The sequence below is a fragment of the Marinobacterium lutimaris genome, assembly GCF_900108065.1.
Lineage (GTDB): Bacteria > Pseudomonadota > Gammaproteobacteria > Pseudomonadales > Balneatricaceae > Marinobacterium_D > Marinobacterium_D lutimaris.
In genome coordinates, this window is the sequence record NZ_FNVQ01000008.1 from 69453 (window position 1) to 92365 (window position 22913).

The 22913-nt window shown below is 57.9% G+C and carries 23 protein-coding genes; 11 read left to right on the forward strand and 12 right to left on the reverse strand.

The genetic code is table 11. The features are described 5' to 3' along the window. Nucleotides 1-38 precede the first annotated feature (38 nt). Nucleotides 39-443: a DUF4399 domain-containing protein gene (locus tag C4S72_RS24050; protein WP_104005755.1), complete on the forward strand. Its 405-nt coding sequence runs from the start codon at nucleotides 39-41 to the stop codon at nucleotides 441-443. Nucleotides 444-775: 332 nt separating this feature from the next. Beyond that, nucleotides 776-1720 carry a bile acid:sodium symporter family protein gene (locus C4S72_RS24055; protein ID WP_104005756.1) on the forward strand — a complete coding sequence of 315 codons (945 nt, stop codon included), beginning with the start codon at nucleotides 776-778 and terminating at the stop codon, nucleotides 1718-1720. 161 nt (nucleotides 1721-1881) lie between these two features. On the opposite strand, the gene C4S72_RS24060 is transcribed toward C4S72_RS24055, so the two are convergent. From C4S72_RS24060 to C4S72_RS24075, 5 genes are all read right to left on the reverse strand, one after another. Next, nucleotides 1882-2676: a helix-turn-helix transcriptional regulator gene (locus C4S72_RS24060; RefSeq protein ID WP_160115584.1), complete on the reverse strand. Its 795-nt coding sequence runs from the start codon at nucleotides 2674-2676 to the stop codon at nucleotides 1882-1884. A gap of 441 nt (nucleotides 2677-3117) precedes the next feature. Further along, a complete protein-coding gene (locus C4S72_RS25835) occupies nucleotides 3118-3273 on the reverse strand; it encodes a hypothetical protein (RefSeq protein WP_160115585.1) in 156 nt (51 codons plus the stop codon). A 131-nt stretch (nucleotides 3274-3404) separates the two neighbouring features. Beyond that, nucleotides 3405-4217, reverse strand: coding sequence for a DODA-type extradiol aromatic ring-opening family dioxygenase (locus C4S72_RS24065; protein WP_104005758.1), 813 nt, complete (start codon nucleotides 4215-4217; stop codon nucleotides 3405-3407). A 49-nt stretch (nucleotides 4218-4266) separates the two neighbouring features. Then, nucleotides 4267-5214, reverse strand: coding sequence for a glutathione S-transferase family protein (locus tag C4S72_RS24070; RefSeq protein ID WP_104005759.1), 948 nt, complete (start codon nucleotides 5212-5214; stop codon nucleotides 4267-4269). Between the two features lie 78 nt (nucleotides 5215-5292). Continuing rightward, on the reverse strand, nucleotides 5293-5736 hold the full coding sequence (locus C4S72_RS24075) for a DoxX family protein (protein ID WP_104005760.1): 444 nt from the start codon (nucleotides 5734-5736) through the stop codon (nucleotides 5293-5295). 162 nt (nucleotides 5737-5898) lie between these two features. Between C4S72_RS24075 and C4S72_RS24080 the strand changes: the two genes are divergently transcribed. Next, nucleotides 5899-6804 (forward strand): LysR family transcriptional regulator, encoded by a 906-nt coding sequence (locus C4S72_RS24080; protein WP_104005761.1) that lies wholly within the window; start codon nucleotides 5899-5901, stop codon nucleotides 6802-6804. Nucleotides 6805-6849: 45 nt separating this feature from the next. After that, nucleotides 6850-8220: a GGDEF domain-containing protein gene (locus C4S72_RS24085; protein ID WP_104005762.1), complete on the forward strand. Its 1371-nt coding sequence runs from the start codon at nucleotides 6850-6852 to the stop codon at nucleotides 8218-8220. Between the two features lie 7 nt (nucleotides 8221-8227). Here C4S72_RS24085 and C4S72_RS24090 read toward each other — a convergent pair whose 3' ends face one another. Then, nucleotides 8228-8959 (reverse strand): glucose 1-dehydrogenase, encoded by a 732-nt coding sequence (locus C4S72_RS24090; RefSeq protein WP_104005763.1) that lies wholly within the window; start codon nucleotides 8957-8959, stop codon nucleotides 8228-8230. Nucleotides 8960-9239: 280 nt separating this feature from the next. Between C4S72_RS24090 and C4S72_RS24095 the strand changes: the two genes are divergently transcribed. Continuing rightward, complete coding sequence (locus tag C4S72_RS24095; RefSeq protein WP_104005764.1) at nucleotides 9240-9527, forward strand: hypothetical protein; 288 nt, start codon at nucleotides 9240-9242, stop codon at nucleotides 9525-9527. Between the two features lie 254 nt (nucleotides 9528-9781). Here C4S72_RS24095 and C4S72_RS24100 read toward each other — a convergent pair whose 3' ends face one another. Further along, complete coding sequence (locus C4S72_RS24100; protein ID WP_104005765.1) at nucleotides 9782-11974, reverse strand: OsmC domain/YcaO domain-containing protein; 2193 nt, start codon at nucleotides 11972-11974, stop codon at nucleotides 9782-9784. 261 nt (nucleotides 11975-12235) lie between these two features. On the opposite strand from C4S72_RS24100, the gene C4S72_RS24105 reads away from it, so the two are divergent. Further along, nucleotides 12236-13348 (forward strand): metallophosphoesterase, encoded by a 1113-nt coding sequence (locus C4S72_RS24105; protein WP_104005766.1) that lies wholly within the window; start codon nucleotides 12236-12238, stop codon nucleotides 13346-13348. A gap of 97 nt (nucleotides 13349-13445) precedes the next feature. On the opposite strand, the gene C4S72_RS24110 is transcribed toward C4S72_RS24105, so the two are convergent. Beyond that, on the reverse strand, nucleotides 13446-14693 hold the full coding sequence (locus C4S72_RS24110) for an OmpP1/FadL family transporter (protein WP_104005767.1): 1248 nt from the start codon (nucleotides 14691-14693) through the stop codon (nucleotides 13446-13448). Nucleotides 14694-14843: 150 nt separating this feature from the next. Between C4S72_RS24110 and C4S72_RS24115 the strand changes: the two genes are divergently transcribed. The 3 genes from C4S72_RS24115 to C4S72_RS24125 all read left to right on the forward strand — a co-directional run bounded on the left by C4S72_RS24115 (nucleotide 14844) and on the right by C4S72_RS24125 (nucleotide 17329). Beyond that, a complete protein-coding gene (locus C4S72_RS24115) occupies nucleotides 14844-15317 on the forward strand; it encodes a YeeE/YedE family protein (RefSeq protein WP_268807743.1) in 474 nt (157 codons plus the stop codon). Continuing rightward, a complete protein-coding gene (locus tag C4S72_RS24120) occupies nucleotides 15314-15742 on the forward strand; it encodes a DUF6691 family protein (RefSeq protein WP_104005769.1) in 429 nt (142 codons plus the stop codon). The genes C4S72_RS24115 and C4S72_RS24120 overlap by 4 nt, the downstream gene beginning before the upstream one ends. A gap of 330 nt (nucleotides 15743-16072) precedes the next feature. Continuing rightward, nucleotides 16073-17329, forward strand: a complete 1257-nt coding sequence (locus tag C4S72_RS24125) for a YeeE/YedE family protein (protein WP_235009255.1) — start codon at nucleotides 16073-16075, stop codon at nucleotides 17327-17329. A gap of 67 nt (nucleotides 17330-17396) precedes the next feature. Here the strand turns inward: C4S72_RS24125 and C4S72_RS24130 are convergent, their stop codons facing one another. The 3 genes from C4S72_RS24130 to C4S72_RS24140 all read right to left on the reverse strand — a co-directional run bounded on the left by C4S72_RS24130 (nucleotide 17397) and on the right by C4S72_RS24140 (nucleotide 19082). After that, nucleotides 17397-18188, reverse strand: a complete 792-nt coding sequence (locus C4S72_RS24130; RefSeq protein WP_104005770.1) for a DUF5602 domain-containing protein — start codon at nucleotides 18186-18188, stop codon at nucleotides 17397-17399. Nucleotides 18189-18381: 193 nt separating this feature from the next. Continuing rightward, nucleotides 18382-18696, reverse strand: coding sequence for a hypothetical protein (locus C4S72_RS24135; protein ID WP_104005771.1), 315 nt, complete (start codon nucleotides 18694-18696; stop codon nucleotides 18382-18384). Nucleotides 18697-18701: 5 nt separating this feature from the next. After that, nucleotides 18702-19082: a PH domain-containing protein gene (locus tag C4S72_RS24140; RefSeq protein WP_104005772.1), complete on the reverse strand. Its 381-nt coding sequence runs from the start codon at nucleotides 19080-19082 to the stop codon at nucleotides 18702-18704. Nucleotides 19083-19363: 281 nt separating this feature from the next. On the opposite strand from C4S72_RS24140, the gene C4S72_RS24145 reads away from it, so the two are divergent. Both C4S72_RS24145 and C4S72_RS24150 read left to right on the forward strand, forming a co-directional pair. Further along, a complete protein-coding gene (locus C4S72_RS24145; protein WP_104005773.1) occupies nucleotides 19364-19609 on the forward strand; it encodes a hypothetical protein in 246 nt (81 codons plus the stop codon). Between the two features lie 97 nt (nucleotides 19610-19706). After that, nucleotides 19707-20120, forward strand: coding sequence for a YidB family protein (locus C4S72_RS24150; RefSeq protein ID WP_104005774.1), 414 nt, complete (start codon nucleotides 19707-19709; stop codon nucleotides 20118-20120). Between the two features lie 142 nt (nucleotides 20121-20262). On the opposite strand, the gene clpB is transcribed toward C4S72_RS24150, so the two are convergent. Then, complete coding sequence (clpB, locus tag C4S72_RS24155; RefSeq protein ID WP_104005775.1) at nucleotides 20263-22839, reverse strand: ATP-dependent chaperone ClpB; 2577 nt, start codon at nucleotides 22837-22839, stop codon at nucleotides 20263-20265. Nucleotides 22840-22913: the final 74 nt, after the last annotated feature.

Consider the following 22913-nt stretch of genomic DNA (forward strand, 5'->3'; position numbering starts at 1 on the left):
TGTAACCCAACCATATGCAAAGGTACGGATGTTTGACTATGAAAAAACTTCTCGTCACAGCAGGGCTCGCGGCATTTCTGAGCAGCGGCGCTTTCGCCGCATCAGCACCGGAAGGCGCCGAGGCCTACATCATTTTACCGGCTGACGGCGCCACCGTGCCGGCCACCTTCACGGTCACCTTTGGCCTAAAGGGGATGGGCGTGGCCCCTGCCGGTACAGACAAGGAAAACACCGGGCATCACCATCTGCTCGTCGATGGCGAACTGCCACCGATGGATGCCCCCATGGGCGACCAGGTAAAGCATTTTGGTGGTGGCCAGACACAAACCGAACTGACGCTGGAACCGGGGACCCACACCCTACAGCTGATTCTCGGCGATATGGCGCATCAGCCCCACGAGCCGCCCGTGGTTTCGGAAAAGATCACCATCACGGTGGAATAGTCACCTCGGCTTTTATCCCAAGCCCCCGCCAGCGGGGCTTCGCTTCGGCTCAACCTGCTTAAACTTTCTAACCTCCTTACAAGTCGCTTCTCTGACTTGGCAAAGCCAGCAGCGGCGTATATCCTGCGCGCCCTTGTGCTGAAAATAGCCAAAAGCCAGTTCCGCCCGCGCTGCATCTCGTGCTCCCGCACCTGTTCCCCGAAGTGCCCGCCGAGCCAATCCCGTGATCCGGACCCGCTCAGATTCAGCATCACAAAAACCAGACGACGGGACCGCCCCTCAGAAGAGCTGCCTGCCTGTTTAACCCAACTAGCTCGAACCCGGGAGTTCAAATGATTGCCAGAATTACACAACTGTTCCCACTCTGGGCCCTGCTGTTTTCGGTCACGGCCTTCTTCCAGCCTAACCTGTTTGTGGATCTGAAAAGCGCCATCGTGCCGCTGCTGACCATCATCATGCTGGCGATGGGTCTGACTCTGACCCCGAAGGACTTCGTCAACGTGCTGCGCTACCGCTCCGCAATCCTGCTGGGCATTATCCTGCAGTTTTCCGTCATGCCGCTGCTCGCCCTGGGCATCAGCCTGGCCATGGGCTTCAGCCCTGAACTGACGGTGGGGATGATTCTCGTGGGCTGCGTAGCCGGCGGCACCTCCTCCAACGTGATGACTTACCTGGCCGGCGGCAACGTGGCGCTGTCGATCTCCATGACCGCGATCTCCACCCTGATCGGTGTTCTGGCGACCCCTCTGCTGACCGAGCTACTGGCCGGCCAGAGCGTTAACGTGCCGGTCGCCGGCATGCTGCTGAGCCTGGTGAAGATCGTACTGGTGCCGGTCGCCATCGGAGTCGCGCTCAACAAGCTGGCACGGGGCGTCATCAAGCCGCTTGAACCGCTGCTGCCTCTGGTTTCCATGATCAGCATCGTACTGATTATCGCCGCGGTAGTTGCCCTGACCCGCGATAACCTGGCCTCTCAGGGGCTGGCCGTGGCGTTGGCGGTTGTGCTGCACAACGGCTTTGGCCTGGCGCTTGGCTATGGTCTCTGCCGCCTGTTTGGTTTCGATGCCGCGATCAGCCGCACCATCGCCTTTGAAGTGGGCCTGCAGAACTCGGGACTCGCCACCACCCTGGCGATGAAGTTCTTCTCCCCGGTTGCCGCCATGCCGGGCACTCTGTTCTCTGTCTGGCACAATATTTCCGGCTCAATTCTGGCCGGTTACTGGTCACGCAAACCGGTAGAGCAGGAAACTAACGCTGCGCAGGCTCAGTCAGCCTGAGACGCGAGCTATTGAAGCGCTCAGTCTACTAGACGCAAAAAAGCCACCCTGGTCGGGTGGCTTTTTAATTGCTACTTCGGCTTCTATGTTACTTTGGTTTCTATGTTACTTTGGTTTCTATATTGGCCGCTAAAGACAATCTGCGCCGGCATCGACCCTCATCACCAGATCGTCGCTTCGGCACTCCCCAGCCAAAGTGCGGTGAGCCCGGTACGACCGCGAACACCCAGTTTTTTGCAGATTCTCACGCTGTAGGTATGCACGGTGCTGCGGGTGAGATGCAGCTCTTCACCGATCTGAACCTCTGTCTTCCCTGTCAGTAGCTGCGCCATTACACGTTTTTCTGCCGCGGTCAGCGGCTCACTGATCATCATCATGCCCTGATGCAAAGCGATCCGCCGGTGGAACCAGTTCATCGGCCTGGCACAGTACTCAAGCAACGCCCGGTCTTCCTCACTGAAACGCGGCGCGGCCTTGTCGCTGCGCTCAAACGCGAACCAGGACTCGGCAAACGGCCCAAGACGCACGGTGACGTACAACACATCAAGAACCCCAAACGGCTCGAACAGCAGCTTGTAATAGTCGCTGTCAAACCACTCGGGCTCGATTACTTCGTGCAGGGATGTGATCTTGAACTGCTCGGGGCCGCAAAGATTAGCGTACACCGAAATATCGGGATTCCCCTGTTCGAGTCGCCTGAAGCGCTCGACCCGGGCGAGCTTTCGCCCTTCGGTATCGACCAGTCGGATGATCTGACGTGGTCGCCACCCCTGGGCTAGATCATTCTGTCCTCGGTCGGATAAGCGCAGGCCGCCGAGCCAATAGGAGTCGGTTGAATTGATCAGTGAACAGACCGTCTCCTGAAAGTATGTTAACGCCTTTGCAGTATCCACCGCGGGCACTGCAGCCAACTCGTCCCAAAGTTTGTGAATCCGTTCAACCTTTTCCGGCTGCATGAAACTGCTTCTCCACCGTCTACTCGAATCTGTTGCAACTAGCGAAATGTTTCCAGGCCACTGCGGAGCGCTTGGCGCCTCAACGCTATGACAGGATTTTGTTTCCATCAAATCCGCAGCCATCGATACTTTTCGGCCTCTGGACTGAATTACTCAGCGATTCTTTTTATTAGACAAGCGACAGAACAAACTCAGGCGTTAGCCGGCAAATATCCGATTGTCAAAATGGTTTATTACCGGAGGCAAGGACCATAACGCGGGGCACCTCTGCAGTATGCTGCAGTCCTGCCAGGAAAAATACGTCTGGCAAAACACGCCTGTTGGGAGCACCGCTATTAACGCTTTGCGCGTGATTTCCACACCACAAATAAAAAGCCCGTCAGTTCCTGCTGATGGGCTTTTTGCATTGCTGTCACTCCCGTTATTTCGGGGTCATCCGGATCAACGAGCCGGACGGGAGAGACAGATCTGATCACCGTAGTAGTTGTCGCCGTAGTTACACTGACTGCATTGAGTAACCTCAACGGCGGGTTTGGTATCGGCCCTGCGTACAGCGGCTGGACGACTATCTAATACGTAACGAACGATGTGACCCATGGCTAATCTCCCAACGTGCTATTTATCAATATCCAGAGATTAATAAACAGTCACTATTTAGAGAAATTGCTTTTAGCTCAGAGCACCATAGGCAAAAATTATTTACCGATAACCGGCCCCAGAGCTGGCTCTTAGCGAGCCGGCAACGTCCAATGAAAGATACCGGACTGCTTGCGCAGTATGCGAGCGGCTATATGCTCATCGCAGGCGCGGCCAGCCATGCCGTAACAGACATGAATCGGCAGCAGATGCTCTTCGCGCGGATGACAGAAGCGTGCATGGGGCGCGTTCTCCCAGTGCAGCAGGCGCTCGTAGCGCTGCTCTTCGCTGAGTTCTGCGCTGCCACAGGTCTCTTCCAGCCAGTCTTCGAACTCCTGGTTGCCCGCTCTGATAGCCGGCGTTTCCGGCGCAAAGAAAGCACGCATATTGTGGAACGAGAAGCCGGAGCCGATCACCAGCAGGTTGTCATAGTCCAGAGCCTGCAGAGCCTGACCGATCTTTAGATGTGTGTCCGGGTCCAGATTTTTCACCAGCGAAAGCTGCACGCAGGGAATATCCGCCTGTGGATACATCAGTTTCAGCGGTACGAACAAGCCGTGGTCGAAACCGCGCTGTTGATCCAGCTTCACCGCCAAGCCAGCCTGCTCCAGCGCGCCGTGAATCTGCTGCGCCAGGGCGGGTTCGCCAGGTGCCGGGTACTTGATCTCGTAGGATTCCGGCGGAAAACCGTAGTAATCGTAGATCAGCTCAGGGTTGGCACCTGCGGTAATCGTCGCCACGGACTCCTCCCAGTGAGCACTGATCACCAGTATCGCTGAGGGCTTCTTCAGCTTGCCGGAGATCTCAACCAGGCGGTCGACCATCTCCTGGTGATCCGGGTCACCCAGCAGCGGCATCGGACCGCCACCGTGGGAAATGTAGAGAATATCGGTTGCTGTGCTCATAGGAGTTCCTCCTGGACCGGCGCACCCCAATCGGGCACACCCTATCCTGTTAAATTTCGTAGGGTCCGACCGGCACGATGCCGCCCGGGTTTAACGCCTTGACCGAATAATACCCCGCCTTGATATGGTCGATGCGCACGGTTTCAGCAATTCCGTCCAGCGCCAGCACCCGGTGCATATAGGCATGCAGATTGGGCATCGCTTTCAGCGTATTACGGTTGCACTTGAAGATACCGTGGTAAGCAGCATCAAAACGCACCAGGGTGACGAAAAGGCGCAGATCAGTTTCGGTCAGGCGCTCGCCAAACAGATAGCTGCGGCCATCAGACAAGCGGGATTCCAGCTCATCCAGCGTAGCGAACACCTTTGCGTAGGCTTCTTCATAGGCCTGCTGGCTGGATGCAAACCCCGCCTGGTACACACCATTGTTGAGGTTGGCGTAGATATAGCCGTTGAGTGCATCGATCTCGCCAGCCAGATCCGTCGGGTAAAGATCCGGCCCCTGATCGACCAGGCCGCTGAAGGCGGTATTCAGCATGCGCACTATGTCCGCGGACTCGTTATTGACGATGGTGCCGGTCTGCTTGTCCCAGAGCACCGGAACCGTGGCGCGACCGGATATCTGCGGATCGGCACGGGTGTAGAGCTCGTGCATGTAGCGGGCGCCGTTGAGCGTGTCTTCATCGGCGCCGGGATAGTCGCCAAACTGCCAGCCTTGATCGGTCAATACCGGATTTACCACGCAGACATCGATCAGCTCATCCAGACCTTTCAGCTTACGCACCATCAGCGCCCGGGACGCCCAGGGGCAGATATAGGCGACATACAGCTGGTAACGCCCTGCCTCAGCCTTGAACCCGGCATCGCCCGTGGGACCGGCAGAACCATCCGGGGTCACCCAGTGACGGAAGGAGGAGGTCTGACGGATAAAGCGCCCTTCCTCATCCTTGGCCTGTACCGGCTGCCAGTTCTCTTTCCAGATACCCTTGACCAACATCGGCTTCGCGCCTCCTCTCGCAGTGTTGTAAATAAACAGGGCGGCCTCAGCCGCCCTGTTGGAATCAGTTCAATTGCATCAGGAGCGCTTGGCCAGCAGGCTGTCCACGGAGAAGCGTCCACCACCCTGCACAGCCAGTGCGGCAGTCATCGCAAACAGTGCCAGGGCAAATTCGTAACCGTTGTTGGACATGAACAGGCCGTTGCCGATATGGACGCTGAAGATCGCGACCAGCATCGCAAACGCGGTCACCAGGCCCGCCGGGCGGGTCAGCAGGCCCAGCAGCAGCGCGATGCCGCCGAAGAATTCTGCACTACCGGCCAGCAGGGCCATCAGGAAACCAGGCTGCAGGCCAATGCTGGCCATCCACTGACCGGTGCCTTCCAGACCGTAGCCGCCGAACCAGCCAAACAGTTTCTGCGAACCGTGTGCAGCCAGGATGATACCAACAGGCACTCGCAGCACGAGGGAGCCGAAACCGCCGTTAGAGCTGAACAGGAGCTTGGAAAGAGTTGCGTTCATGGGTCGTACCTCACATCGTTTTAACAGGATGCCTGAAGCCCTGTGCTTCAAGTTATGAGGCTAGTCTACTATCGTCATGTTCGCCTAATAAGACAGTAGTTATTGGTATATTATAAACGCAGCATTGTTAATAAACTGATTCGCCTGTAACAGGAGAGCTGTATGGACCGTATCGATGCGATGCGTGCGTTCACCACTGTCGCCACCGAGGGTAGCTTCACCCGGGCCGCCGAGCGGCTGGAGATGTCGCCACAGCTGGTCAGCAAATATGTGTCCCAGCTGGAGCAGCACCTGGGCACCCGCCTGCTGAACCGCACGACACGCAGGGTCCATCTCACCGAGGCGGGCTCGCGCTACTGGCAGGGAGCCCAGCAGATACTCGATGAGATAGAAGCGGTGGAAAGCCAGTTAGGAGATATGCAGGAGAGCGCCCAGGGGCGGCTCCGGATCAGCGCACCGGTCTCCTTTGCGGCCCACCACCTGGCGCCAATGCTATGTGAGTTCCAGCGCCAGCATCCCGCAGTGAGCATCGACCTGCAGCTGAATGACCGCAAGGTCGACATTGTCGAAGAGGGCTTTGATATCGCCCTGCGTATCGGTCATCTACGCAGCTCATCGCTGATCGCCAAACGCATCGCCCCGGTGCGGATTGTCGCCGTCGCCTCCCCCGATTACCTGGATCGTTTCGGCACTCCCACCCGGCTGGAAGATCTGCAGGAACACCACTACCTCCGCTACAGCTACGTTGAAAACGACGCGACCCTGCCGATGCACCGCTGGCTTAAGGAAACGGGGATCAACCCGGCCAATGAGATCGTCTGCAACAACGGCGATGTGCTGGTCCAGGCCGCACTCCAGGGCGGCGGCATCGCCATTCAGCCCACCTTTATCACCGGTCCCGCCATCGCAGAGGGCAAACTCAAGCTGGTACTGCCGGAGCATGAACCCGAGCCGATGGGACTGTACGCGGTGTATGCACATCGTCAGTTGATGGCCAGCAAGGTGCGCAGCTTCATCGACTATATGGATGGCTACTTCGGCGATCAGCCCTACTGGGACCGTTTTTGATAAACGACTCTGCTATATTGCCCAGGCCTCACCCAAGGAACTCTAATGTCCAACTCGCTTCTTTCCTGGCTCAGCGCCTCGTTTACCCGAAAAATCGGCGGCCTGTCGACCATATTGCTCAGCTTTATACTGATCGTAATCCTCTATTCGGTTGTGCAGCTGAACACCATCAGCCGTGAGATGCGCGAACTGGCAGAAATCGATATCCCTCTGACCCAGCTCGCTTCCGAATTCGAACTCAAACAGCTGGAGCAGCATATTCTGCTTGAGCGCATCCGCCTGGCTAGCAGCACCACAGCGTCCGACTCTTCAGGTCAGAAAAACCTGAGCCTGCAGTTGAACGAGCACTCACAACTGGTGCAAACACTGCTGGAACAGGCGGTAACGGTGGCCAGCAACGCACTTAAAACCCACGAGATTCTGGATGGTATACAGGCGCATAAAGAACTGCTGAATCACCTGGAGGCCTACGCACGCAGCCACGAGATTCTGCATGCCCGCATCGCCCAGACCCTGGCGCTGCCGCTGGATGAACAGAACGGCGAAGAGTTCGAGACAGCGGCCGAACAGATGGACCTGGCGACAGAAACCCTGCTTAACCAGATCGAGCAGTTAACCGAAGAGGTCGCCGATATCACCGAGGGGCATGAACAGCGTTTTTTACTGGTCGATACCGCGCTGGGTACTTCAGCCTTTGTGATCGGTATCTACATTACCCTCTATCTGATCGTCAGTTTTCGCCGCCATATGGGTGAAATACAGCGTAAGGTGGACCGCCTCAATCATTCTCTGCAGGGAAGCTCCGCCACGGAAATATCCCTGGAGCCTGCCGCTGGAGATGATGAGCTTGCTCGCCTGGCGGCCAATATCGATGGTGTGCTGGACAGCTTCACCAGTGAAATGAAAAACCGCAGCGAGGTGGAAAAGCAGCTGCTGCAACTGGCCACCACCGACAAACTCACCGGCGCCTTAAACCGTCACAAGTGGGATGAAACCCTGGCCCAGGAGATCCGGCTGGCCAATCGCGGAATGCCGCTGAGTCTCTTGATACTCGACCTGGACAACTTCAAAGGCATCAACGACCGCTGGGGCCATGATGTCGGTGACCGGGTACTGGTTCGCACCGTGGAACTGATTCGTGAAAACGTCAGAAGCAGTGACCTGATCTTTCGGCTTGGCGGCGAGGAGTTCGCGCTACTGTTCCGCAACCATAGCAAGCAGCAGGCCGCTGTGGTCGCGGAAGAGCTGCGCCAGATCTTCGAACAGCTTGAGGAGAAAAACCTGCCGCCATTCACCGCCAGCTTCGGTATCACCCAATACGAGAGCGGCGATTCCCAGGAGAACCTGATCAAACGCGCCGACGATGCGCTTTACCAGGCAAAAACAAACGGCAGAAACCGACTGGAACTGGGCTGATAAGGCCTCAGCGCCCGCCGGCTACATCGAGGATCGTTCCTGTCACATAGGAGGCCTCATCCGATAGCAACCAGGCAATGGCGTTGGCCACCTCTTCTGCCGTACCGCCGCGCTGCATCGGCAGGGTCGGTCCGAGTCGGTCGACCCTGCCCGGTTCGCCACCATCGGCGTGGATATCGGTATAGATCAGCCCCGGGCTGACCGCATTGACGCGGATTCCCTCAGCAGCCAACTCCTTCGCCAACCCCTTGGTCAGTGAGTTCACCGCGCCCTTGGCCGCGGCATAATCCACGTATTCAAACGGCGCACCCAGCTGGGCAGCCACGGATGACAGGTTAACGATGGCGCCGCCCGCCGACATCCGCCGCGCCGCCTCGCGACAGCAGAGAAAACAGCTGGTCGCGTTGGCCGCCATCACACGGTTAAAGCGCTCAAGATCGATATCAGCCAGGCGAGACTGGGTGGACAGCGCACCGGCGTTATTCACCAGGTGCGTAACCGGCCCCAGCCTGCGTTCGGTCTCATCGAAGAGAGAGATAACCTGCGTCTCATCAGACACATCCGCCTGCAGTGCTAGAGCCTCACCGCCGGCCGCCTCGATAGCAGCCACCACTTCAGCCGCAGAGTCCGCACGCTGGCGGTAATTGATGCAGACCGCGTAGCCCCGGCTGGCCAGTAGCCTCGCCGTCGCCGCACCGATCCCTCTTCCGCCGCCAGTTATCAGAACAACTTTCTTCATTTCAACCTCCATGCAGTGAACTTCACTGACTTCAATCGAGACTCACGAATCACTCTCACTGCAACATAAACCGCTTATTCTCGTGCCGGATCAAGTCCTGTTAACCAAATGGTCAGGATAGGTGAATAAAACTTCATCAAACGTATATTTTTTATACTTTGATATTGACGAGCAAAACCAGGATCATCCACCGCATATAGATTTACTAAGCAGTCATTTAAGCTGCATAACGAGCGATAAACATAAAATATCGCCACAAAATAGATCAGAGGCCCCTCTAATGTCCGTATATGACCTGAACGTCAATGCACGTAGTTTGCAGCACCCATTCAACCAGGAAAGCAAAGCCGAAAAACAGCGCCCTCAGTGGCAGCAGTCGCTGATCCAGCGCTTTGAAGAGTGGAAGTATCGCCGTTCCCTGGTGAAGCTGCTCGACCTGGACAACGCTATCCTCGAAGACATGGGTACCAACCGTGGCGAACTGATCGCCGCCCTGGACTTGCCGCTGACTCAGAACGCCAGCAAAGCCCTGGCCCAGTGGCGTGCAGAGCGCAAAATTACCGGCTGATACGGCTATGCGAAAAAACGGCTGCTGAGCTCCCGCCAGCGGCAGATATAAAGAAGGCCCATCTCCTCAGGAGGTGGGCCTTTTTCTTTGAGCGGAGCGATTTGAATGACGCTGTGCCAGGTTCAATCGACGAGACGCGCCACCTACCAAGCTCATTTCAAGTAGGAGCGACGCCCCCGTCGCGATCAACCACTGCGGGCTGAATTAACCGCTATGCCCGGTTCAATCGGCGGGAAGTGCGTCTCCTGTAAATGTTACCCGTTAGCCGCCGCCCGGGCCGCACGCGCCGCGTGCAGCTTCTTGTAGCTTTCGATCAGGCGCAGGTGTCGGTCCAGTCCTTCCAGCTTCATGCTGGTGGGCTCGAGACCGTGGAAACGGACTTCACCGGAGACGGAGCCAACCACCGCGGCCATGCGCTCTTCACCGAACATACGGCTGAGGTTGGGCAGGAAGTCGTCCAGCTCCAGCTCGTCATCCAGCACGATCTCCAGCACCGCGTTGACCGCCTGGTAGAACAGGCCGCGATCCACGGTGTTGTCGTTGTACTGCAGGAAGGCTTCGACCAGCTCCAGCGCTTCGTCATGGCGCTGCAGCGCCAGGCTGATCAGCAGCTTCAACTCGAGAATAGTAAGCTGTCCCCAGTTCGTATTCTCGTCGAACTCGATACCGATCAGGGTTTTGATATCGGTGTAGTTATCCTGCTGGCTCTCTTCGAGACGCTCTACCAGGTCGGCCAGGGCATCGTCGTCGAGGCGGTGCAGATTGAGGATATCCTCACGGTAATCCAGCGCCTTGTTGGTGTTATCCCAGACCAGGTCTTCCACCGGGTACACCTCGGAGAAACCAGGCACCAGGATACGGCAGGCCGGCGCGCCCAGCTCTTCAAAATGAGCCACATAGGCCTCCTTACCGAGGGACTCGAGAATGCCGTAGAGTGTGGCGGTTTCATGTTCGTTATCACCGCTGAAGTCCCACTCACAGAACTCGAAATCGGACTTGGCGCTGAAGAAGCGCCAGGAGACCACACCGGTGGAATCGATAAAATGCTCGACGAAGTTGTTCGGCTCGGTCACCGCCATGGAGTTGAATGTGGGCGGCGGCACATCGTTTAGGCCTTCAAAACTGCGACCCTGCAGCAGCTCGGTGAGGCTGCGCTCCAGCGCCACATGGAAGCTCGGATGCGCGCCAAAGGAGGCAAACACACCGCCGGTACGCGGGTTCATCAGGGTGACACAGGCCACCGGGAACTGGCCGCCCAGGGAGGCGTCCTTCACGAGCACCGGGAAGCCCTGGGCCTCCAGCGCTTCGATCCCTTCGACGATACCCGGGTACTTGGCGAGCACCTCGGCAGGTACGTCCGGCAACGCCAGTTCCTGCTCCAGGATTTCGCGCTTCACTGCCCGCTCGAAGATCTCCGACAGGCACTGCACCTCGGCTTCATACAGGGTGTTACCGGCGCTCATACCGTTACTGAGAAACAGGTTCTCGATCAGGTTTGACGGGAAGTACACCGTTTCACCATCGGAGTGACGCACGAACGGCAGCGAGCAGATACCACGATCGATACGGCCGGAGTTGGTATCGATCAGGTTAGAGCCGAACAGCTCGCCTTCCGGGTTGTAGATCTCCAGGCAGTGCTCGTCGAGGATCTCTGCCGGCAGTTCGTCTTCAGGGCCTGGCTGGAACCACTTCTCGTTCGGGTAGTGCACAAACTCGGCGTTGGCGATCTCTTCCCCGAAGAACTGGTCGTTATAGAAGAAGTTGCAGCTCAGGCGCTCGATAAATTCACCCAGCGCCGAGCAGAGCGCACTCTCCTTGGTGGCACCCTTGCCGTTGGTAAAGCACATGGGCGACGCGGCATCGCGAATATGCAGCGACCAGACATGGGGCACAATATTGCGCCAGGAAGCGATCTCGATCTTCATCCCCAGGTCCGCCAGGATGCCGGTCATATTGGCGATGGTCTGCTCCAGCGGCAGGTCCTTGCCCTCAATCCAGGTGGCGGAATCGCCGTCGCTCTCGCCCATCAGCAGCGCCTGGGCGTCTTCATCCAGGTTTTCCACCACCTCGATCTGGAACTCAGGACCGGTCTGCACCACCTTTTTCACCGTACACCGCTCGATGGAGCGCAGAATCCCCTGGCGATCCTTGTCGGAGATATCTTCCGGCAGCTCCACCTGGATCTTGAAGATCTGGTTATAGCGGTCGTTCGGATCGACGATGTTGTTCTGCGACAGGCGGATATTCTCCGTCGGGATATCCCGCGCGTTGCAGTACAGCTTAACGAAGTACGCCGCGCACAGCGCCGATGACGCCAGGAAGTAGTCGAACGGACCCGGTGCCGAACCATCGCCCTTGTAGCGAATCGGCTGGTCGGCGATCACGGTGAAGTCATCAAACTTGGCTTCAAGCCGGAGGTTGTCGAGAAAGTTGACCTTGATTTCCATGGGTGATGTACCGGATTGGGTGGTGATTGGGTGGATAGCAGCGGGGCTGGCGTTGAAAGGCGGTATTATCCAGATTTTGACCACCGCCGTCTTGGCCCCGCTAAAGGAAAACCGGTCGATACTGTTTAATACACGGTTAAGTCACGGACGTTAAAAACAAGAAAAGTAGATCAGGAATACATATTTCCCGCAGATAGAAGCTCCATCCGGCCAACAGCTCTTTATAATTTCAGGCTGAAATCACCGCACAGAGGATAATCCTTGAGATCCCGTTTCCGTGTTCTTTCCATTCTTGCCCTGCTGCACGCCTATATCGGCTGGCGGCTCTGCACTGGCCTGGAGTTGGGTATCGCCAGCTCAATACTGGTCGCCTTGGGCCTTGTCCTCTCCTGCACACTGATGCCGCTGGCGGTGTTTGTGGACCGCATTCACGACCGGATCGCCTGGGCCGGCTACCTGATGATGGGACTGTTCTCCTCCCTGCTGGTGCTGACGCTGCTGCGTGACTTGGTGCTGGGTGGGCTGTGGATATTCTCTCTGCTGACGCCTGAGATATCGTTCTACTCCGCTCTTGCCGTGGTTACGCTCGGGTCACTGACCAGCCTGATCGGTTTGGTTAACGCCCGCCGCCTGGCCAGGGTGGTTCATGTGGATGTGCCGCTGAAGAACCTGCCGACTGCGCTGCAGGGCTTCACCATCGCGCAGATCAGCGATATCCATATCGGACACACCCTCAAGCGGGGCTTTCTGGAAGCGGTGGTTAACCGGGTCAACGGCCTGAACCCGGACCTGATCGCCGTTACCGGCGATGTGGTGGATGGCGATGTGGAGCGTCTTGGCGCCCATACCCAGCCGCTGGCGGGCCTGAAAGCGCGCTACGGCAGCTACCTGGTCACCGGCAACCATGAATACTATTCAGGCGTGCATCAGTGGACCGAAGAGTTCCGCCGCCTCGGCCTTAGCGTACTGCTTAACGAACATGTAACCCTGGAGCATCAGGGCGCCACGCTGCTGGTGGCTGGCGTCACTGACTTCAGTGCCGCGCGTTTCGATCCCACTCATCGCAGCGATCCGCACGCGGCGCTGGCCGGCGCGCCGGAACATGCCAGCCACAGAATCCTGCTGGCCCACCAGCCGCGCTCGGCGCATGAGGCGGAAAAGGCAGGTTTCCACCTGCAGATATCGGGACACACTCACGGCGGCCAGTTCTGGCCCTGGAACCTGTTCGTACCTATGCAGCAGCCGTTTATTGCGGGGCTGGACCGCCTCAACGACCTGCTTATCTATACCAGCCGCGGCACCGGTTACTGGGGCCCGCCGAAGCGCTTTGGGGCGCCGTCGGAGATTACGCTGCTGAGACTGGTGTCCGCGTAGGAGGTCTGCACCACAGTCATTCAAAACCCCGTATCAAAAAGGCCCCGCAGGATTATCCGGCGGGGCCTTTGTCGGAACGGCTCTAGCTGATCAGGACTTAGTACCGGTACTGCCAAGCGACGCCAACGATATCCTGGCTCATCTCCAGGTCGGCTTCACCACCCCCAAAGCTGGCAGGGATAGAGTTGTTACCCTTCACCTTCTCTTCCAGCGCACGGGTGTAAGAAACAGAAATGCTCTGTTCCGGGCTAAGCTCCCAGGTTGCGCCCAGACTGACGTGATCCTGGATCACGCCCGGCGCCAGAATGTTCATAAAGGTCTGGCTCGACGGGACCGGCTGATCCGCATGGCTGACGCCGGCACGCAGGGTCAGGCGGTCGCTGGCGGCATAGATCACGCCCAGTTTGTAGACATCGATATCGTCCCAGCCGAAGCCAGCAGCATTATCTGCACCCAGCGGGGCAAGCATCGAGAAAGAGTTACCCACAGAGTGCACATCGCTGTATTCGATCCGCTCCCAGTCACCGGCCAGGGTCCACTGCGGATTGATCTGCCAGGCAAAGCCAACACCGTAATTTTCCGGCACGTCGAAACCGCCCTGCTCAGCGAACAGGCCACGATACTTGTTGAAGGAATCGGTATTGATGCGCGATGACCAGCTTGCGCCCAGGGTCAGCGTATCGGTGACCTGCCCCTGCCAGCCGAGCTTCAGACCCCAGCCGTTGCTGCTGTCTTCACCCTTGTTGCTGACCGCATCGCCATCGCTGCTCATGGCGGCAAAGTTCTGAATACCTTTCGCTTCAAAGCGCTGGTAGACGTAGGTAACGCCAACGCCGAGGCTATGTCGTTCGCTCACTTTGTAAGCCAGCGAGCCGGTCAGAAATGCCTGAGACAGATCCACACCCGCTTCGCCAGAGCCAAACACCATCGGTGCAACCTCATAGGAGGTATTCATGCCGCCGTTGGCGTATACCGCCAGGCCGTAGGCCAGCCGGTCGGAATGCATGCGGGCGAAACCGCCTTCCGGCATCCAGAAGTCACGCTCGCCGTTGCCATCGTAATGGCCATCCAGGCTGTAACCGCCGCCCATATCATTGCCGCTGATATCGGCGCTGCGCTTCGGCTTGAAGTAGGTCACACCCAGATCATACTGACTGCCCAGAGCAATCAGCGACGCCGGGTTGCTGGCTGCCTTGATGCTGTCGTGTGCCAGCGCAAAGCTGACGCCTGCCATACCCTGAGCCTTTACGCTGCTGCCATGCATGAAATAGCCGTTGGTAGCCTGGGCTGCCAGCGGGAAAGCGGCCAGTGCGAGAGTAAGGGCGGTACGGGTTGTAGCAGTCATGATGGCTCTTTTTAATCAAAAATTGGTTAAGGGCTGCGCATATTAGATCAACTAGATATAAAAATTAAATAACATATATTAATTAAGATATAACTAATTAAGACCTTTGCGTTTAAGGCGCCAGATAACGATAATCGTCCCAAGCGTTCCATCCCTCATAAAAGGTCTACCAGACTCATGGAAATCGTCAATTTCACGCCAGTGCCCGCGCTGATCGGTGGTGCACTGATTGGGCTTTCGGCCGCCTTTCTGCTGCTTGCCAGGGGAAATATCGCCGGTATATCGGGGATTGCCGGCGGCATCATCTATCCGGAGCAGAGCAGCGATATCAACTGGCGCGTTTTGTTCGTTATCGGCCTGGTTCTCGGCGGTTTTATCTATCAGTGGCTCGGCATAGGCGCTGGCGTCGAGCAGATTCAGGCGATGGTAAGTAAGCCGATGCTGGTGCTGGCGGGCCTGCTGGTGGGTATCGGCACCCAGATCGGTACCGGCTGTACCAGCGGCCACGGCATCTGTGGCCTGGCAAGACGCAGCCCCCGCTCCCTGGTGGCCACTCTCTGCTTTATGGGCAGCGCGCTGGTTACTGTATTTATCGTTCGTCACCTGCTGGGAATCAGCGCATGAACAGCACACTTCGCCTGCTGGCGGCACTGGCCGCCGGCACCCTGTTTGGTTTCGGCCTCTCCGTGGCACAGATGATCGACCCGGCCAAGGTGCTGAACTTCCTTGACCTGTTCGGCACCTGGGATCCGTCTCTGGCTTTCGTGATGGGCGGAGGATTGGCGGTCAATGCGCTGCTGACACCGCTGATACTGAAACGCAGCAAGCCGCTGCTGGCGGAATATTTCCAGCTGCCGAAGAAGGTTCAGATCGATAAACGCATCGTCTTTGGCGGCATCATCTTCGGTGTCGGCTGGGGCATCGCTGGTTACTGTCCGGGCCCGATGATCACCTCACTGAGCTTCGCCAACAGCGATATTCTGACGGTGTTTGCAGCGTTTGTGGTGGGTACCTTCGCAACGCGATGGATGCTGGCACATCGCGGGTGAGCATTGAAGGGCATCGAAGCCATCTCAGCGTTGATGAGCTTCGATGCGGCTTTGTCCTCTACAGCTACAGCCAACCCAGCCCCAGGCCAACCCTTCGACTTGCCCACGGATATAACGTCTCTGATAAGCATCGAATTTACATATAATCAATCGTTATTTCAGAGCTATTGTTTTAAAATCTCAGGCCATTAAAATAATACCCAAATAAAATAGTCGGAAATAAAAACCCCGCATCCGACTTCTGATAAATATTCGCCGTAAACATCCCGCTTGTTCTGTGCATGTCCGCGTTGGACGCTGCAGGACTTTCAACGTTGTAAGAAGAGTCCCATGATCAAACCCAAGGAACATTTGAGCGGCTTCGTGCTGCTTCTCGTCGTTGTAACGCTGGGCGGCACTCTGCTCGACTCAGCTATCTTTTTCCGCCTGCTCGTCGGCATGGGTCTTGGCTATGCGCTCAGCCGCGCATCACTGGGCTTTGCCGGCAGTGTGAACCGCGCCTACCGCGCCGGCTCCACCCGTCTGATGCGTGGCCTGATGCTGCTGTTCACCGCTTCAGCCATCGCCACCACCGCCTTTCTCTACAATCAGGACCCGACGCAGCTGAACCTCTGGGTCAACCCGATCAACGCAGGCCTGATTCTCGGCGGTCTGCTGTTCGGCTTTGGCATGTCGTTCGCCGGTTGCTGCGCTACCGGTGTGCTGACCTACTTCTCCAGCAACCTGATCCGCCCGGCGCTGGTGCTGCTCAGCTTTGGCGGTGGTGTCTTTCTCGGCTTCCCGCTGCAGGCGCAGGCACCCTGGATTCGTGAGACCTGGATCTCCAGCGCTACCTACGAAGGCCGCGGCGTATTTCTGCCGGACCTGTTCGCCAACGACCCGCTTAACGGCTACTTCGGCGCGATCCTGCTGACCGCCGCCTTTGCCGGTATTGTCGCCTGGCTGGCACACCGCTATGAGCACAAACGCCGGAACAACGACACCTATATCGGCGTCTCCTCCGAGCATGAGCAGCTTGAAAGCAAACCGATCAACCTGGCTGAACACCGCTTTTTCAGCCGCGAAACCTACGAGGCGCTGTTTATCCGCCGCTGGTCGATGACCACCGGCATCGCCATCATCGTGGTGCTGTTCAGCCTGTTGATGGGTGTTACCGGCTCCGGTTGGGGTGCGTCCTCGCCGTTCGGCTTCTGGTTCGGCCGTATGCTGATCGCCTTCGGTATGGAGCCGGCCAGCATCGCCGCCTTCACCCACCGCCCGGAGCAGGTGTTCACCATGCCCTTCTTCAGCCATCCGGTGAATGTGCAGAACCTGGGCATCATGGCCGGCGCCATTATCGCGCTGCTGCTGGCGGGCCGTTTCGGCAAGGGTATCTCCCGCCTGGGGCTTGGCTGGAAAGAGGGCGCGATGCTGATCATCGCCGGCCTGTGCATGGGCCTGGGCACCCGTTTCGCCAACGGTTGCAACGTGGGTGCGCTGTACACCCCGATCGCCAACTTCTCGCTGTCCGGCTGGATCTTCCTGATCTTCATGGTCAGCGGCGGCGTTATCGGCAACCTGCTGGGTAAAAAGGTCGCCGCGGCCTGAGCCCGCTGACCGACCACAAAAAAACCGCTGCCTGGGCAGCGGTTTTTTCGTTTCGGCCCGTTAACACCTAATAGCGGGCCAACCCATCCAGCGTCACTTCATAGCGCTTCGCCATCGCATCGAAGTGCACACCGTAGCTGGTGGGATAGGCAAAATCCTTATGATAGGCCTGCGGCTGCTTCACCGGCATTGACATGTCTGGCCGGGATTTCAGGTAATCCAGCGTCATCATCGGCTCCATGAAAATCACCTTGCCGTCGTAGAAGCCGTAGATAAAGGTGGTGGTAAAGGGTTCTCCGTTAAACTCGCCGCTGGCCGGATCGATGGCGTGAGCCCCCATGTTCGGTACTTCGGTGCCTGGCGGCAGCGCGTATCCTGCGGGCATGTAGCCTTCTTCCGGGGCCTTGCGGGCCATCTCCAGGCTGGCGGCGTCCAGTGTAATCTCTTTACGCGCCGCGTGATCGATGGCGTAGAAATGGAAATCAAAGTGTGGAGTGTCGTATACCCCCGGAGGGATGTGCCCGTGCGGATTCCAGTCCAGCATCACATGATCGTAGCCAAGCGCCGCGGCCTCGGCCGGCAGCTCCAGGTCATACTCCCAGGCACCGTGTTCCGATAATTCGGTGGGTAATCCTGTAAGGGTTTCTTCGCTGAAGCGTATACCCAAAGTACGGGCCGCACCCTGCTCATCCAGGGTGACGAAGGTCCAGGCTTGGCCTTGCCCAATCGCCACCGGCGGCCCTTCAAAGGTACCGCTCATCTGTGCATCTTTAGGCGAGGTGGAACAGCCGGCGAGAATAGCCGTAAGCGCGATAGCCACCGGCACCAGGCCGGGAGCGGGTAAACCAGAACGTATCATTGGAGAACCCTCTTATTTTTCTTCTATACCGGTGCAGACAACCCGCCGGCAGGCCTGCTCAAGCATGGTTCCTAACCCAGGATTGCGCCAGTTGCCGGGTTAAACAGTTGCTCAACGCCAACAGTGAAGTCAGACGATAAAAAAGCGACCGCCGTTACCGGGGTCGCTTTTTCAGATACTTGCGCGGTGTAGCTTAAAAGATCCAGGCGATCATCAGCCAGAAGATCAGGAAGAACACAAAGAATCCGGCCAGCATAAACTGAAGCTCGCCCAGCAGACCGTCGCCGGAGGCGATAGCAAACACCAGCAGCGTCGCCACGGTAACAAAGAAGGCGATCACTGCGGCGCTTTTCAGCCCGAGGCCAGGTTCAAAATGCACCGCGATAATCTCACCCAACGCCGGCAACATCAGCGCTATCGCCACGCCCACCAGCAGCACCAGCGAGATCAGAATAATCGCGATCTTGCGGGACTCGTTCTTGTCCTTGTTGTCGCTTTCACCAACCATGCCGCTTACCCGCCGTTCTGACGCGTCTTGATCAGCTCGCGCACCCGGTTCGGGTCGGGCAGGCCTTTCACGGAGATCTCCGGATCATCGCCGGCAGTATAAATATCGATGGCACCGACACCGAAAATTCGGTTGAAGAATGACTGTCTCACGGTAACCGTGCGTACACCGGTGATGCCGACCTCAGACCTCTCCTTACTCAGCAGGCCTTTCTCATAGAGGATATCGTGCTCGGTGACGGAGAGTTTGGATGCCTTGGTCTGCAGATACCAATACAACAGAATGATAATGCCGATACCGAACGCCGGAATTAACAGGATAGAAAGGATAAACCCGAGCGGATTGTTCTTGAACATCACCGGATTTGCGGAGTAAAGCTCACTCATTTTTATCTCCTTGAGCGCCCATGTCTGTGTTCCCCGACAGAGTCTGTGACTGAGGAACCCACCCAGAGAGTGGCAAGCCAATACTGTCCGAGTTGTGGGCGCTTGTCACGCCGCAAGCGCCCGGCAACTGCCGCCCGGTACGCAGATTTCAACTTTTTTGCAGCTGCGTAACGCCGCTTTGATCAGGCTGGTCTAAAGTCAAAGAGGTGCCGCAGAGAGCGCACCGGATCTCACACCTTTTTTGCATGACATCTTTGACCTACTCATAAAGGGACTAAACGATGGCTTACGTAACCATTGACGGTAACAAATACGAAAAAGAGCTGCTTGATCTGGCCACAGCCCACACCACCGGTCGCGGTGAAGGCAAGATTTCCAAGGACGAAGCGGCAGACCTGCTGAAGTCGGCCAGTGATGGCCAGGGGGTAACCGAAACAGAGATGGCCACGCTGAAATATATCCGTGGCGCCTTCGACTTTACCGATGCAGCGGCCAGCTACTTTGATGGCGAGCTGGCAAAGCTCTGAGCAAGCGTCCGAAAACAGGCCCGCAGTGTTCGCACCCCGGGCCTTTTCTTTTCGAGCCAGTCCGGCTCGTAAATTCGTTTAAATCCGAGGATCTGTCATGAGCCTGCTTAATATGGCGGCCCAGCTGTTTATCAACAAGCTCGGCGGCAACGGTAACGACCTTGACCAGAGCAGCGTCGCCTCCGCACTGCAAAACCTGCTCCCAACCCAGGGCGGCGAACTCGATCTGGGCGCACTGATCTCCCTGTTCACCGAAAACGGCGCGGGACTGGCCAGCCTGGCCAGCACCTGGCTCGGCAGTGGCGATAACGCCGCTATCTCCCCCGCCACCATTCTGGAACTGCTGGGCAGCGATCAGGTAGCCGCCTTTGCCAGCAAACTGGGCCTGGGGCAGGAAACCGCCGCCGAAGGCCTGGCTGAGACAATTCCAGAACTGATCGACAGCAATAGCGAAGATGGCGCTCTGGCCATGGGCGATATGGCGAAAGGGATGCTGGGTAAGTTGTTCTAGATTGGGTGGGCAATCGCGGCGAGGGCGCCGCTCCTACGCTTGGAACGGCACCCGGTAGGAGGTGCGCCCCCGCACCGATTGAACCCGGCACGAGGGTGATTTAAAACCCCGGCGGGTGATCGCGACGGGGGCGTCGCTCCTACTAGCGGAACACGAACTCTCCGGCTTCCACATCCACACCCACCTCGTCGCCCGGCGCGTAATCGCCGGAGAGGATCTTCTGCGCCAGCGGGTTTTCGATCCACTGCTGGATCGCACGCTTGAGCGGACGCGCACCGTAGATCGGCTCGAACCCGACCTCGACCAGCTTGTCCAGCGCGGTGCTGGTCAGGCTCAGGGTCAGATCGCGTTCGGCCAGACGTTTGCGCAGGCGCTCCAGCTGGATGTTGGCGATACCGGCCACCTGGCTCTTGCGCAGGCTGTGGAAAACCACCACCTCGTCGATACGGTTGATCACTTCCGGACGGAAGTGAGTACCCACCGCTTCCATCACAGCGCTCTTCATCAGGCTGTAATCATCATCCTCGGTGAAGTTCTGGATCAGATCCGAACCCAGGTTGGAGGTCATGACGACGATAGTGTTGCGGAAGTCCACGGTACGGCCCTGGCCATCGGTCAGGCGGCCATCTTCAAGCACCTGCAGCAGGATGTTGAACACATCCGGATGCGCCTTTTCCACCTCATCGAGCAGCAGCACAGAGTACGGCTTGCGACGCACCGCTTCGGTCAGGTAACCGCCCTCTTCGTAACCGACATAGCCCGGAGGTGCACCGATCAGTCGAGCCACGGAGTGTTTCTCCATGAACTCGGACATATCGATACGCACCATCGCCTCTTCCGTATCGAACAGGAAGCTCGCCAACGCCTTGCATAGCTCGGTTTTACCCACACCGGTGGGGCCGAGGAACAGGAAGGAGCCGTTCGGACGGTTCGGGTCGGCAAGACCTGCGCGGGAGCGGCGTACCGCGTTGGAAACCGCGGTGATCGCTTCCTCCTGACCGACCACGCGCTGGTGCAGCGCATCTTCCATACGCAGCAGCTTTTCGCGCTCGCCTTCGAGCATCTTCGCCACAGGAATACCGGTCCAGCGGGAGACGACCTCGGCCACCTCCTCTTCGGTCACCTTGTTACGCAGCAGCGTGGTTTCGGCCTGTTCATGCTCTGCACTGTCGGCGGCCTCGAGCTGCTTTTCCAGCTCAGGGATCTTGCCGTACTGCAGCTCAGACATCTTGCCGAGGTCACCGGCACGACGCGCCTGCTCCATCTCGACACGGGCCTGGTCGAGCTGCTCTTTTACCTGGGCTGCGCCCTGCAGGGTAGCCTTCTCGGCTTTCCAGATCTCTTCGAAGTCGGAGTACTCTTTTTCCAGCTCGCCGATATTCGTTTCCAGCTCACCAAGACGTTTGCGCGAAGCCTCATCCTTCTCTTTCTTCAGCGCTTCGCGCTCCATCTTCAGCTGGATCAGGCGACGGTCGAGACGGTCCATCTCTTCCGGCTTGGAGTCCATCTCCATACGGATGCGGGAAGCGGCTTCGTCAATCAGGTCGATCGCCTTGTCCGGCAACTGACGGTCAGTGATATAGCGCTGGCTCAGTTTGGCCGCCGCGATGATCGCCGGGTCGGTAATGGTCACCGCGTGGTGCACTTCGTAGCGCTCTTTCAGGCCACGCAGGATAGCGATGGTGTCCTCCTCGGACGGCTCATCGACAATCACCTTCTGGAAACGGCGCTCAAGAGCCGCGTCTTTTTCCACGTACTGGCGGTACTCATCCAGGGTAGTGGCGCCGACGCAGTGCAGCTCGCCACGCGCCAGCGCAGGCTTGAGCATGTTGCCCGCATCCATGGCGCCCTCGCCTTTACCGGCGCCAACCATGGTGTGCAGCTCGTCGATAAACAGGATGATCTGGCCTTCCTGCTTCGACAGTTCGTTCAGCACGCCTTTGAGGCGCTCTTCGAACTCACCACGGAACTTGGCGCCCGCGATCAGCGAGCCCATATCCAGCGCCAGCACGCGTTTGTGTTTCAGGCCTTCCGGCACCTCACCGTTGACGATACGCTGCGCCAGCCCTTCGACGATGGCGGTTTTACCCACACCGGGTTCACCAATTAACACCGGGTTGTTCTTGGTACGGCGCTGCAGTACCTGGATGGTGCGGCGGATCTCTTCGTCACGGCCGATCACCGGGTCGAGCTTGCCGGACTCAGCACGCTCGGTCATATCGATGCAGTACTTATCCAGCGCCTGACGGGTCTCCTCGGCGTTAGCATCCATCACCGCTTCACCGCCGCGCACATTCTCGATGGCGGCCTGCAGCGACTCGCGGGTCACCCCTGCCTCTTTCAGTACCTTGCTGGCGTCGCCCTTGTCTTCCAGCATCGCCAGCAGCACCAGTTCGCTGGCGACAAACTGGTCGCCGCGCTTCTGCGCCATCTTGTCGGTGAGGTTAAACAGGCGCGCCATGTTCTGGGACAGGCGGATCTCGCCATCGGGGCTGGAAACCACCGGCAGGCGATCGATCGCTTCACCGACCTTACGCGCCAGCGCGCCGGTTTCTGCACCGGCCTGCTTCAGCAGCGGACGTACGGAACCACCGCGCTGCTCAAGAAAGGCAGCCAACAGGTGGATGGGTTCGATCATGTTGTGGTCTTTGCCGATCGCCAGCGACTGGGCATCGGCCAGGGCTTCCTGGAGTTTGGAAGTGAATTTATCGGGACGCATAGAATCTCCTTCTGAAACCATCTGCGCCGGAGGACTCCGGTGTTTCTGTTACCACAATAAATAAGGGTGTTTTT